Origin of the sequence: Ruminococcus sp. FC2018, assembly GCF_000621805.1 — a bacterium.
Classification (GTDB): Bacteria; Bacillota; Clostridia; order Oscillospirales; family Ruminococcaceae; genus Hominimerdicola.
Genome location: NZ_JHXH01000015.1, coordinates 1 through 12,807, shown reverse-complemented (window position 1 = coordinate 12,807; position 12,807 = coordinate 1). Strand labels below are relative to the sequence as shown.

General features: G+C 44.6%; 13 protein-coding genes. 6 read left to right on the top strand and 7 right to left on the bottom strand.

Annotated features, from left to right (window positions below; genetic code table 11):
• Positions 1-60 precede the first annotated feature (60 nt).
• On the bottom strand, positions 61-1,020 hold the full coding sequence (locus T494_RS0109920) for a hypothetical protein (RefSeq protein WP_028506166.1): 960 nt from the start codon (positions 1,018-1,020) through the stop codon (positions 61-63).
• A 397-nt stretch (positions 1,021-1,417) separates the two neighbouring features.
• Between T494_RS0109920 and T494_RS0109910 the strand changes: the two genes are divergently transcribed.
• Together T494_RS0109910 and T494_RS0109905 are read left to right on the top strand one after the other, a co-directional pair.
• Positions 1,418-1,744, top strand: a complete 327-nt coding sequence (locus tag T494_RS0109910) for an aminotransferase class V-fold PLP-dependent enzyme (RefSeq protein WP_028506165.1) — start codon at positions 1,418-1,420, stop codon at positions 1,742-1,744.
• Between the two features lie 590 nt (positions 1,745-2,334).
• Positions 2,335-3,690 carry a sodium-dependent transporter gene (locus T494_RS0109905; protein WP_028506164.1) on the top strand — a complete coding sequence of 452 codons (1,356 nt, stop codon included), beginning with the start codon at positions 2,335-2,337 and terminating at the stop codon, positions 3,688-3,690.
• Between the two features lie 175 nt (positions 3,691-3,865).
• On the opposite strand, the gene T494_RS0109900 is transcribed toward T494_RS0109905, so the two are convergent.
• Positions 3,866-4,747 (bottom strand): LysR family transcriptional regulator, encoded by an 882-nt coding sequence (locus tag T494_RS0109900; RefSeq protein ID WP_028506163.1) that lies wholly within the window; start codon positions 4,745-4,747, stop codon positions 3,866-3,868.
• A gap of 126 nt (positions 4,748-4,873) precedes the next feature.
• Between T494_RS0109900 and T494_RS12930 the strand changes: the two genes are divergently transcribed.
• On the top strand, positions 4,874-6,235 hold the full coding sequence (locus T494_RS12930; RefSeq protein ID WP_051540329.1) for an MATE family efflux transporter: 1,362 nt from the start codon (positions 4,874-4,876) through the stop codon (positions 6,233-6,235).
• A gap of 75 nt (positions 6,236-6,310) precedes the next feature.
• Here the strand turns inward: T494_RS12930 and T494_RS0109890 are convergent, their stop codons facing one another.
• Entirely contained in the window at positions 6,311-6,613 is a 303-nt protein-coding gene (locus T494_RS0109890; protein WP_028506162.1) for a hypothetical protein, read from the bottom strand.
• A gap of 111 nt (positions 6,614-6,724) precedes the next feature.
• On the opposite strand from T494_RS0109890, the gene T494_RS12925 reads away from it, so the two are divergent.
• The gene (locus tag T494_RS12925) at positions 6,725-7,243 is read left to right on the top strand and encodes a hypothetical protein (protein WP_051540328.1); all 519 of its coding nucleotides are present in this window, start codon (positions 6,725-6,727) and stop codon (positions 7,241-7,243) included.
• Positions 7,236-7,547, top strand: a complete 312-nt coding sequence (locus T494_RS0109880) for an ABC transporter permease subunit (RefSeq protein ID WP_028506161.1) — start codon at positions 7,236-7,238, stop codon at positions 7,545-7,547. The genes T494_RS12925 and T494_RS0109880 overlap by 8 nt, the downstream gene beginning before the upstream one ends.
• Before the next feature lie 837 nt (positions 7,548-8,384).
• Here the strand turns inward: T494_RS0109880 and T494_RS0109875 are convergent.
• The gene (locus tag T494_RS0109875; protein WP_028506160.1) at positions 8,385-9,950 is read right to left on the bottom strand and encodes a hypothetical protein; all 1,566 of its coding nucleotides are present in this window, start codon (positions 9,948-9,950) and stop codon (positions 8,385-8,387) included.
• An 87-nt stretch (positions 9,951-10,037) separates the two neighbouring features.
• Positions 10,038-10,409, bottom strand: a complete 372-nt coding sequence (locus T494_RS0109870) for a hypothetical protein (RefSeq protein WP_028506159.1) — start codon at positions 10,407-10,409, stop codon at positions 10,038-10,040.
• Positions 10,410-10,652: 243 nt separating this feature from the next.
• On the opposite strand from T494_RS0109870, the gene T494_RS0109865 reads away from it, so the two are divergent.
• Entirely contained in the window at positions 10,653-10,922 is a 270-nt protein-coding gene (locus T494_RS0109865; protein ID WP_155984082.1) for a hypothetical protein, read from the top strand.
• Between the two features lie 633 nt (positions 10,923-11,555).
• Here T494_RS0109865 and T494_RS0109855 read toward each other — a convergent pair.
• Together T494_RS0109855 and T494_RS0109850 are read right to left on the bottom strand one after the other, a co-directional pair.
• Positions 11,556-12,428: an IS3 family transposase gene (locus tag T494_RS0109855; RefSeq protein ID WP_155984081.1), complete on the bottom strand. Its 873-nt coding sequence runs from the start codon at positions 12,426-12,428 to the stop codon at positions 11,556-11,558.
• Between the two features lie 17 nt (positions 12,429-12,445).
• The gene (locus T494_RS0109850; RefSeq protein ID WP_242836426.1) at positions 12,446-12,721 is read right to left on the bottom strand and encodes a transposase; all 276 of its coding nucleotides are present in this window, start codon (positions 12,719-12,721) and stop codon (positions 12,446-12,448) included.
• Positions 12,722-12,807: the final 86 nt, after the last annotated feature.

Genomic DNA, 12,807 nt, shown 5'->3' with positions numbered 1-12,807 from the left:
GGACTGCCCCCGGGTAGTCCTGCTTTGTTTTATGTATCCCGTTCTCTTCGGACAGAAAACTCAGTGAGCCTTGACGTATTCAATAAGCTTTCCGAGAGTTTCGTCACTGTAATGCAGCTGGTCAGTGATAAAGCTTACCTTATCGTCGTTTATTTTAGCAACGGTGGTGAAAGTATCTGCACAGCCCTTTATAGTACCGCTTGCCTTTATGGCATCAAGCAGCTTTTTGTTGTAATCCTCAACATAACGGTTGAAATCTGCGGGTTCGATACCGTAAACTTTCTCTGTTTTTGAGCTGCCTTCAAAACCGATTATGCTGATGTGTGGGTGATATGTTTTGCCGTTGTAATCATAGCTCAAAGCGGCAAGTTTTTCAGCAGCAGAAACTGCGCCCTTTATATTGTCCGCATTGTTGTTCTTCTGGAAATCGTAGTCATTGACAGTGGCAAAGAAATAGATCTTACATTCGCCGCAAGCCTCGATCTGCGCCTTGAAGCAGTTGGTGACCTCTGAGATAAGTTCATCATTCATAGCCGCCGGATCAACACCATGTGTAAAATGACCGCCCCAGATCGCAAAATCCGCAAAGTCAGCCTTTCCGTTTCTATGCTGTAAAATGCCCATCTGACAGCATCTGCTGTCGCCTATCACTATCTTACCGGAAGTATATGCCTTTTCGCCGGGCAGTGTGTGGAAATAGTCCATGTTGATCCCTTCAATTCCACGGGCACAAAGATAGTTATTAGTGTATCCGGTTTCCTTAGCCCAATTTTGATAATCGTCTAGTTCAGTGAAGCTTTTGATTTCCGCATTACTTGAATCTGAATTGCTGCTTTCTGCATTGTTTGAATCCGAATTGCTGCTTTCAACCTTGCTTGAATCCGGAGTGCTGCTTTCCGCCCGGCTTGATGCAGAACCGCTGCTTGGATCCTTACTGTCTGTATTGCCGGATGAGCTTCCGCAGGACACCATGGAAACCGCCAGAATAACGCAAAGACAAATTGCTGCTAACTTTTTCATATGTTCGACCTCCATGAACCGTCTTTTTGGTTCTATATAAATATGTTTTAACACCTATCAGGCTGCTTATGATTATAGTATAAAAATAAGCGTTAAGCAAGAATACTTCGTAAACAAATTATAAACGACAAGCAAAACTGCCGGCATCTATAAGTTGTTTGTAATTATCATAAATTCAGCTTAGATTTCTGATAGCTTGTTTTTCAAGCTATGTGAGATGAGATTATTGCCCATAATATTTGTATTAGCGGCTTGGTCATGGTTTGCGAGCAAATGCAGTTGCTCATCAAGCTTGACTTGCTTCATGTTTGTTTTTTCTCTTGACAAACTGTTCAGTAAGTGCTATAACACTGCTTACCTACTTAATTGATAGGAAATATAAAATAGGTGAAATATAATGATATACATGGATAACGCCGCAACTACGCGGATGAGTGAGTCGGTGATAAATACTGTCACAAGGTATATGAACGAAGTCTACGGAAATCCGTCGAGCCTTCACTCTGTCGGACAGATAGCTGCTGAGGCGCTGTTTGAGGCAAGGCATACGATCGCTGACTGTCTGGGCTGTAAGGCGAGAGAGATCTACTTTACCTCCGGCGGCAGCGAAGCGGACAATCAGGCGATCTTCTCGGGCTTTCCGCAAAAGAGCCTACCGATATTCGCACACAGCTGCGGGAGTTTTTCTCGCATTGTGATAAGAATCTCCATGGCTGGGGAATAAGATACAGCGGCGGTACATACAGAGAAGGTGTCAAAGCAAGCGACAGTGAGCGCCTTAAAGAGATATTGGAGCAGATAACTCCACAGACGTCACTGCTTGGACATATCCGCTTTGCGACCGTGGGATCGGTCTGTACGCAGAACTGTCATCCGTTCACTGCAAAAGACGTCACAGGAAGAGAGTGTTCACAGGGGAACAGCATGGCGGGATCTTTGAGTCAAATCTTGCGTACGTGACTGTGACCTACGCAATGAGTATTTAAAAAAGAAAAAGACTGAATAATAGATAACGCAAAGGAGATCGCATAAGTTAGCAGAAAAGTGAAAAACCGAGGATAGTATATCTTTGAAAAAACCCGGTTTTTCAAAATTCCCTTGTTTATCACCGCTATCTGTGCCGATCCGGATGACCTTTTCATAAACACTTCAAACGTTTATTTGACCGTTTATCCAACGCAATGAGAACGAATAAACGGTTCTTTTTTTGCAATGTGTAGAAATGTTCACACATCATTGATATAATAGGAAAAAATAAGGATATGCAGGTGCATTACAGAATTATTGCCGTGCCTGCGGATCGGGAAGTGTATTATGAAAAGAGAACGTTTCGGTTCAAGAATTGGATTTTTGCTCGTAAGTGCGGGCTGTGCAATAGGTATAGGCAACGTATGGCGGTTTCCGTACATCGTCGGGCAGAACGGCGGCGGTCTGTTTGTTTTGATATACCTTGTGTTCCTGCTGATACTTGGTGTTCCCGTGCTGACTATGGAATATGCCGTCGGCAGAGCCAGCCGCAAGAGTGCCGTGCAGGCGTTTCACACGCTTGAGGGAGAACACGGAAAATGGCATATTCACGGTTGGGTGTGCATAATCGGCTGTTACCTGCTGATGATGTATTACACTACCGTTTCGGGCTGGATGTCGGATTACTTTGTAAAGTTCGCCGCTGGTGAATTCAAACCGTCAATGTCCACCGAGGAGATAAAGGGCGTGTTCAACTCGATGCTCGATTCACCCCTTGAGCTTGGTATATGGATGGCGATAGTGGTCATTGCAGGATTTTTCATCTGCTCCAAAGGCTTGAAAGGCGGAATAGAAAGGCTCAGCAAGATAATGATGGGCGCATTGCTGCTTCTCATTGTCGTTCTTGCCGTGAACAGTATAATGCTCAAAGGCAGCTCGAAGGGACTCAGCTTTTACCTTGTTCCCGATCTGGCTAAGGTCAGGGAGATAGGGCTTGGCAAAGTCATTGTAAATGCTATGAACCAGGCATTTTTCACACTCAGCGTGGGCATAGCTTCAATGGAGATATTCGGAAGCTACATGAGCCGTGACAACACCCTTCCATCCGAAGCACTGCGAGTTTCAATGCTTGATACATTCGTTGCCATAATGGCAGGACTTATCATTTTCCCTGCCTGCTTTTCATTCGGGATCGAGCCGGATGCCGGTCCATCGCTGATATTTGAAACACTGCCGAATGTTTTTGTAAATATGAAAGGCGGACGTATCTGGGGCTCGCTGTTTTTCATGTTCATGACCTTTGCCAGCTTTTCAACGGTCATTGCCGTGTTCGAGTCACTCGTAGCGTTCTTTATGGACAACTTGAAAATGAGCAGAGTTAAGTCGTCAATAATCAACTGCATTATCGTGCTTGTGGGAAGTATCCCATGTGTGCTCGGATTCAATGTATTCAAGAATTTGCATATAATTGGCGACATGGGAGTTCTCGACAGTGAGGACTATATCGTCAGCAGTTGGCTGCTGCCGCTTGGCTCACTTGTCTTCCTGCTTTTCTGTACATTGAAATGGGGCTGGGGATTTGAAAAATACCTTGAAGAGTGCAACACAGGTAAGGGAGTAAAGTTCCCAAAGTTTTTCAGGTATTATTTCAATTACGTCCTTCCTGTCCTCATAGTGGCTGTGTTTGTAAAAGGGATACTGTAACGAATATAAAGAAAGCAAAAGGAGCTTCTGCGATGTGCAAAAGCTCCTTTATTGTAATATGGTGTTAAGACTTCAGCGTCAATTTTAGTGGATAAGTCTGTAGTATCCGCTTTCCGTGGCAGTGCAGATCACCGGTTTTACCGGCTCTTTTTTTGTATACTGATCCACGTGTGTATCAAAGATCCGCTGTCACTATTCTTTCAAGCTCTCTTGCAGCGCTGCCGAGCGAATGCTGTGCGGTCTTGATACAGCATATATGTCTTTCGGGCGGCTTGCCTTTCAGCTTCAGCCTTATAACTCCCTGTACACCGTTAAGAAAAGGCTCAGGAACAAATCCTATGCCAAGTCCGCTTCTGACCATAGGCAGTATCATATCTGCGGTCGCAACTTCAATATCGGGATCGAAAGCAACGCCGTTTTGCACAAAGATATCTCTGTACATATCATAGCTTTTCGTTCCCTCGCTCAGTGAGATAAGCGGATAGCGTGCTATCTCGTCATATCCCAGTGACTTTTTTGCCAGATGTCCAAGCTCCGCCGAGCATACGGGCAGCTCACGTACTTTTTGTATGTTGACCGCTTTCAGCCCCTTCATATCGCTTGTGGGTGTGGTAACGAACGCAATGTCCACAACTCCCTTGTGCAAAGCGGTGATTGCCTGCGGCGTTGAATAATTCGATATCCTCAGCTTGACACCGCTGTATTTTTTGTGAAACTGTGCAAGTACGGGCAGCAAAAAGCAGCGCAGCGCTATCTCGCTGGCACCTATCGAGATGATGCCCGATTGCAGCGTCTTGCGCAGCGCAAGCTCCTCCTCTCCCGTCTGTATCTGCTCAACAGCAGGCTTGATGTGCTCGTACAGCTTCTGACCTTCCGCCGTCAGCTTAACGCCTCTGTTTGTGCGGATAAAAAGCGTGCAGCCAAGCTCTGATTCAAGTATCCCTATAGCCCTTGTAATGTTCGGCTGATTGCTCGTAAGGGCATTTGCCGCTTTGGTAAAGCTGCCGTATCTGACAACATAGTAAAATATCCTGTAGTGGTCGTAGCTGATATTCATATAAATTCTCCATATAAAAAATATATATCAGATATGTTGAATATATATTTTACATATCTCTGAAAATGAATTATACTATAAATTGATAATAAAGTCAATAGTGTGCAAGAGTAGGGAGAGGTTTGAATGACTAAGGATCTGACGGTAGGACGTTCAGACAGAGTTCTGTGGAAATTCTGTCTGCCGTTGTTTGGCAGCATAATCTTTCAGCAGCTGTACAATATCGCTGATAGCTTTGTTGCGGGCAAATTCATCGGAGAGGATGCGCTTGCGGCAGTCGGCAACAGCTACGAGATAACGCTTGTGTTCATAGCATTTGCGTTTGGCTGCAACATTGGCTGCTCTGTCATTGTGTCACAGCTATTCGGCGCAAGGCGATTGAAGGATATGAAAACCGCAGTTTATACCACACTTATCGCAGGCGGAGTGCTTTGTCTGGTGCTTATGCTCGCAGGGCTGATCTTCTCCCGGCAGCTGCTTGAACTGATAAACACCCCCGATAATATCATGGCAGCGTCAAAGCAGTACCTTGATATATATATCTGGAGCCTGCCGTTCGTGTTCTTTTACAACATCGCAACTGGCATTTTCTCCGCACTTGGCGATTCACGCACGCCGTTCATTTTCCTTGCGACATCGTCAGTTTCAAACATCGCTGTGGATATATTGTTCGTAACAGCATTTAATATGGGTGTTGCGGGAGTTGCGTGGGCAACGCTCATCTGCCAGGGCGTGAGCTGCGTGCTTGCAGTAACAGTCGTTTTTAAAAGATTTTCAAAAATTAAGACCGAGCACAAAGCTGATGCTTTTTCGTGGAAGCTGCTTGGAAAAATAGCATCTGTTGCCGTACCGAGCATACTCCAGCAAAGCTTTATCTCGGTGGGCAATATCATCATACAAGGAGTCATAAACAGCTTCGGTTCAAGCGTTACCGCAGGCTATGCCGCATCTGTCAAGCTCAACAATCTTGTGATAACCTCGTTCACAACGCTTGGCAACGGCGTGTCCAACTTCACCGCACAGAATCTTGGCGCAGGCAAGCCGCAAAGAGTCCACGAGGGCTTTAAGGCAGGCATAAAGCTTGTCTGGGTGATATGTGTGCCGATAGTTGCGCTGTATCTTTTCGCAGGCAGATACCTTGTGTATTTCTTCCTCGACGAGCCGACCGAAACCGCTCTGAACGTGGGAGTAAGATTTTTGCAGATAGTCTCGCCGTTTTATTTCATCGCAGCCCTAAAGCTTGTGTCAGACGGCGTGTTAAGGGGTGCACAGCTGATGAAGCAGTTTATGTCAGCGACCTTTACCGACCTGATATTGCGTGTCGTGCTTGCAAAGCTGCTTTCCTCATACTTTGGCACAACAGGTATCTGGGCAGCGTGGCCGATAGGCTGGACTGTCGCAATGGTGATGTCTGTGCTGCTTTGCAGAAAAGGAGTTCATTTTTCAGATGCGAAAAAGCATACCTTCATTCGTCACCGCCACGCATAAAATAATAACTCTCTTCGCAAAAGTGTTCCTAAGCTAAACCTGAATTTAGCTGCCATGGCGGCTTTTAAAAACTTTTCAAAGCGTCACGGGTGACGGTAACCTGTGCGCTGTGAGCCGATTTGTGAGCGTCTGTTTTGCCTCCTCAATGCAGGTCGTATAGCTCTCGGAATAGGGCTTTACTGTGTCCCCGGCTCTAAGGGTGCGGGTGTCCTGTGGACACATATGCACAGCATAAGCACCGACCGAAGCGACAGCTGCGCCCGTCGCACCTTTGGAACAGGCAAAGAACAGGTTTATCGCAAACCCTGTATATAGTGATGCTTCTGCGTGGAAATCCTTGCTCTCTAAATAACGTCTGGTGTATTTGTTTTTACGCATCAGGCTTTTGATGCCCCTGACAAGTGCCAGCTCGTCGCCTTTGATAAGCTCCTTGATCCGTTTGACTATGTGCTGTCGAAAACTCTAGTCGGGTTTATCGCAGGTGCGGCTATGCTTGTAGCATTTTTCATCGGGGCTGTGGTAGGAGGAATATCGGGTCTCAGCTTTGATCTCGGCAATGCAGGAGCCGGCGGTCTTGATCCTGTGATGCAGGAGGTCTTTATCGACTTTATCCGCAATGAGAAGAAGTGCGGCAAAACGATACTGCTTTCAAGTCATATCTTCAGTGAGGTCGAAGCTCTCTGTGACCGCATTGCGATCATCAAGGACGGCAGGCTGATCTCCACCGTAGCTGCCGCCGATGTCAAGCACGGGCTGAAAAATGAGTTCACAATAGAGTTTGAAAGTACTGATGATTATAACAGATTCGTTCATTCGGGGCTGACTCCCGAAAGGGGCGATAGAACAGCAAAAAAATGTGTGATATCTGTTCCCGATGAACTTACAAATAGCTTTTTGACGGCTCTTTCAAAGTGCAGTATCACCGGCATTGACGAACATTCCGTAAGTTTGGAGGAATACTTTATGCACTTTTATAAGAACAATATCGAGACGGGAGGAAATGTATAAGTTCAGCTTACCTTTATTCAAGCAGTCGGTAAAATCAAACTGGGTGATGTGGACTGCCATCACCGGTGTTATGTCTGTTCTGTGCGCACAGTTTTCAGCTCTTAAAATGACACAGCCTTTGCTTTTCGTAATTTTCTACGGCATGATGACGACTATCCTGCCCGCCATATATGTTCTTGTTACGGCAAACAAGCTCATTGCAGGTCAGATTGACCGCGGCTCTATGGCTTATGTTTTGTCAACGCCTGTCAAACGCTCGACGGTCGTATGCAAGAGATTAACTAAGGAGATATCCGAGACCTAAAATCCAGAGGATTTGTTTGTTTTGCATAAGCAACATCCGATGCGGGCAGGATTCGTACTTGGAAAGGTGCATAAAAAGAAAAAAGCGTTCGCTGATTTAGTCAGCGTCCGCTTGTAATCGTGGATAATGTGTATGATTTTTGGGGAATCGTGTATTTTGGGTGGGAATTGTTATGGTCTGGGGATTTGGTTTTATGGGGAAGATTTACAAGATCAGCACTTGCCTCTGAAGAATTTTTGAAAGCCTTCCCAGATATTAATGAAGAATTCCATGTTGTATTACTCCTTTCGTTGTGTGATTGTTTTGTTGTTTGTGTGTTTTTTATTTGTCCTGTTCTCTTGTTCTGTATGTATAATACCACGCTTTTACGGTTTTTTCAATAGATAAAATCAAGGGGGATTGTAGCTTAAACTACACTTTGCGGGGCAGATGTAGTCTAAGCAACAATGATCGTAAAAACTGTAAAATAAGGATATGAATCGAGAATAACTCAAATACGATAATAGCTGATGAGCATGACAAAACCTAAGATGAAAAAAATGATATGAGTATGTGAGACCTGCAAACAAAAGTCAAGTCTGAAAATGAATGATTTACAGATTTTTAACAGCTCGAGAAAAAGGCACGACAAAAAGGCTGCAATGAATGATTTTTCAAAGCAGTCATTCGCTTAATATTGTTTCCTTGAGCCAAGCAAAACTAGCTTGGCTTATTTCATTTTTTGCTAAAGCATACAATGAAAAGGAGCTGCCGCACGATTTTGTTCGTGCAGCAGCTCGTTGATGTTTAGGCTTAGATGTATCAGGCAGAAGCCCTGAAGCTCAGACAGCCGACTTATTATTCGTTTACTACTTTTTCGATATTGGTTTTATACGGGCCTCCGTCCATAGTAACGTCTTCATCAACAAATACTTTTGACTTACGATACATTTCTCCATTTGAGAAATAATGCCATATCAGCCCTTTTACATGATGAGAAAGATCCAAAGAGTGCTCGTAAGCATCGATATAATAGTTGTACCGACCGGGCATGAACAGTTCAAGACGTTCATAAGTTGCATAGTTATAATACCCGGCTATATATCCGTCTTTGCAGGTATTGATATCACTCGCTCCTGTGTCATGTCCTGCAATATCGATCACTACCTGATCTTTATCAGTATTCTTGAGCCAAGCCTTATTTAAATCGACCAGTTCGATACGGAAGAAATCTGCATTGTTGCGCAGAGGCACCAGATGGACCTTGTCGTTGTTTTTTCTGTAATGGTCTACATAATAAGAGTCCTGTGCCTGGATATGTGCCATATTTATGCTGGTGCTGTGGTTTTCAAAAACATTTTTGATGCAGATGCCCACTGAGATCATTTCATTCGGATATTCTTCAAACGTATACCAAAGAATCTCTAACATACTTTTTATTTCCTCGTCGGTAGCGCCGGTGATCTTGGAAAAATCAGAAATGAAGGAAGAATCTCCAAATACGCCGTAAGCTATCGCCTGGAACACTAATTTTATACCGATCTCTCCGATAGATGGGGTATTCGGATCTTTCACATCGGTGAACAGCACCTTCATCAGTTTTCTGGCAAAAGGCTGGATCTTGTTACAGTAATCACTGCGGTTTCCGATCTTCCCCATTGCACGGTCGATCAGCAATGTCACTGCCGTATTGGCATCGTAATGCACTTTCTTGTCGTTGACATGGATAATGTCAGGGAGCTTTCCTTCTTCAATAGAATCTACGACATTAACGATATCACGTACCAAAACGCCCATATTCGTCAGACTTATAAGATCTGCCGTATTGATCGTATACATTGTGAAATCATCGGATATCCATTTATAATCGGGATACTTTGCCTCATAGATCTCTTTGACGGACTCACGGTTCGAGGCGAAATTATCCGGATCAAAGAACTGTGTGGTGATGTACTTATCGATTCCGAATCTTCTGAATCCGTAATCTGCCATTGCAACCTTGGTGACAAGATCGTTTGGATTGATAATGTTGAAAATATTGTTGTAAATTGCATCCGTCGGGGCTGCTACTGTTTTGGAATTGACATTTGCACCCTGCGGAGCTTCAAACGTATAGGCATACAGGTCATTATGCTCGAGAGTAACGTTGGGGAATACGCTGTCGCTGCCCTTAGCGATCTTGTTATCCACAAGACCTGCGGTCAGGTTCATGGTTGCGCCGCCACGGGAGAAACCGGATACCCACAACTTGATCTTTCCGGTGATCCCTTTCTCCTTGATATAGCTGCCAAGGAAGTCGATCACCTTATTTGCGGCATTGTACCAGCCTTCGTGCATATAGTCGGATTTTGTTCCGTCGCCAAGGAATACGTTGTTTTCCCACTCAAGGAAGTATCCGCCTGATCTGACGGTGCAGGCGATCACTGTATAATCATCGACCTTTCGATTTGCTGCGATGATGCCGATCGTGTCAAACGCTGTTCTGCTTTCGTAATCCTTATTGACTTCAGCCTACTTGAATCCGATGAGATCATAGAATCCGCGAACACGGCTCGACTGATTTTTATACCAGTCGGTATCATCAAGGCTCTTCGGATTGCCTGGGTTCATGGAGTAATTGGCCATCATTATGGATAACGAAGACAGATGCTCATTATAGTTTGTAGATGGTTTTTTGAAATAGTCATCCGAATAATAGAGATAATCCTTCTCAGACTCGTAGTAGATCTCTTTTGGAGCCTCGGCATTTCTTACGCCGCCCAGCCTTAACTCGGAGCTTTGTGCGTTTTCCGAATCCGACTTGGACTGCGAGGACGAGCCGCAGGAAGTAAGCATGGAAACAGTTATTGCCAGCGCAGTTAACATCGCTGTGAAACGAAGCATTTTTTACGGTTTTTCATATTATACCTCCATTTTTTTCACTTCGGTTGTTCTTCTTTGACTTAAGTGTAGCACACCGACTACAACAGAAGTACAACAGATTCTTTTTTTTGGGGAAGTTTGTTTTTTGTTTTTCCCTTTTCTTTGACTACAGTATATCACACACACTACAACAAAAGTAACAACAAGATAAACCTATTTCGCATCAGCATATTCAACAAATGTTTGGACTTTGGCTTGTTCAATATGGCTAAAGGCGGCGGCACGGTGACTATCTCGACCCGTGAAAATGACAGTGCATACGAGATCATCATTGCGGATGATGGTGTAGGCTTTGACCAAGCGAGGTCAAGGACGACGGACACTCACATATCGGAATGGAGAACACCAGACGGCACGCCGCTGCGATTTGAGCGCAGCCGTTTCAAAGAGCTTGATGCCGGAGCTGTAAATGCTTACGAGTGTGAATATATGAACCAGTATTACTGGGCAGATTTCCTTTACAACGGTTTCTGACAGCTGATCTTTCGCGCCATATATCATTTTTTGAATTTACAGTTTTTTCACTGATCTCAAAAGGGAGTGCTGCTTGTTTGCAACAGCCACATGCTGAAGCGAATGCGATCGTTTTGGATGTGTTTGAGATGTTTCTTGAGGGATATGGGGTGACAACGATAGCGAGAAAGGGAACTGAAATATCTGAGTAAAAACCAGGCGTGGGGTATTTAACCTCACGTCTGTTTTTCTTTCAGAAGATATGAAACTGATTGGCAGGTGGTGGGCCAAGGTTGACAAACCGACCAACGCCATAAATGTCTTTGGTCGCTACGGTTCAAGTCCGCACTTATTCACTATAACAAAAACCGCAACACTCCTCGATTTCCTCGGAGCATCACGGTTTTAGTTAGTGCAGATGGTGGGACTTGAACCCACACGTCCTTGCGAACACTAGCACCTGAGGGTAGCGACACGACAGTGAAAATATAAAAAGCCGTATCTACGCTATTTTCTAGTGCTGCCTCGCTAAATATTATTAAAACAGCCAAATGTAGACCCACCATTCAGTATAATAACATAATCAGATACTAAATCTGGACTTGTCAAGAAATGTGCAGTCATAAAATACCCAAAATCTTGGATAGGCAGATATCAGGCGGCGTGATGAGAGAGCTGCTTTGAAGTTCTTAACGCCACAGGTGGGAGACCACCTTCATTGAAGCTGTTGATCCTTTGTGTGTTGTAATAACCGAAGATGTATCTGAAGATGACAGTCTTGACCTCTTCACGCTTCATTCTGTAGGTCGGGATCTGATACAGCTTTTCTTTTTTCAGCGTGGCGAAGAAACTCTCCATGCGAGCGTTGTCGAAGCAATGAGCGGTACCGCTGAGGCTCTGGATTAGCCCATTTGTTACAAGTTCCCTGCGGAAGGCATAGCTTGTATACTGGCAGCCACGGTCACTGTGAAGGACAGTTCCATCGAGCCTGCCGTACTTCTCACGAAGCTGTTTTACAGTGTCAATACAGAGTTCTTTCTTCATGTTATCACGCATTTCAAGAGCGACGATCTCGCCGTTATAACAATCAAAAATCGGCGAAACATAGAGCTTTCCGTCAGCGCACTGGGCCTCGGTGATATCAGTCAGCAGCTTTTTCAGCGGTGCGTTTGCAGTGAAATCTCTCTTGATCAGGTTTTCTCTGTCCTGAGTTTCGGAATCAGTCTTTGTGATACCGTGAGGTCTGCGGTTCTTGTGAATAAGCTCGGCTTCGCTCATAGTACGGTATACTGTTCTGAGGCTGACGTGAGTGCCTTTCTGGGCAAGAGCTGCCTGCATCCTTCTGACACCGTAATTCTTGTTGTCAGGATGCTCTGATAGTATTCCTTGTATTTTGACCAGAAGAAGCTGCCTTGCACCAGGCTTGCCCTGATTCCTGAGCCAGCGATAATAGCCTGATTCGCTGATTTTCAGAAATCTGCATATTGCTTTCGCTCCATACTTGCTGCGGAACTCATTAACGAACAGGTGACGTTCGCTTGTCTTTACTTCTTCCGGTCTTTTGCGAAAAAACCGAGTGCATCCTTGAGAATATCATTTGCTTTGCGAAGCTCGGCATTTTCTCGTTCAAGCTCAAGATTACGCTGTTTAAGTTCTTCATCTGACATCTGATATTTCTTAGCCTTGGCAGCGGCATTTCGTTTTGAGCGCCAGTCAGACAGTGTGTAATACTGGATGCCTAATTGCTGAGCAGCCTTTTTCAGTCCGATCTCATCAGAGAGCTTTAACGCTTCTTCTTTGAATTCTTTACTGTACTTCATAATCGTTTTCCCTTTCCGATTTTATCAATTTTATTCTACCAGATTTTTGGGTGTTTGTCGACTGCTATTTAAGTATAACACTTCAC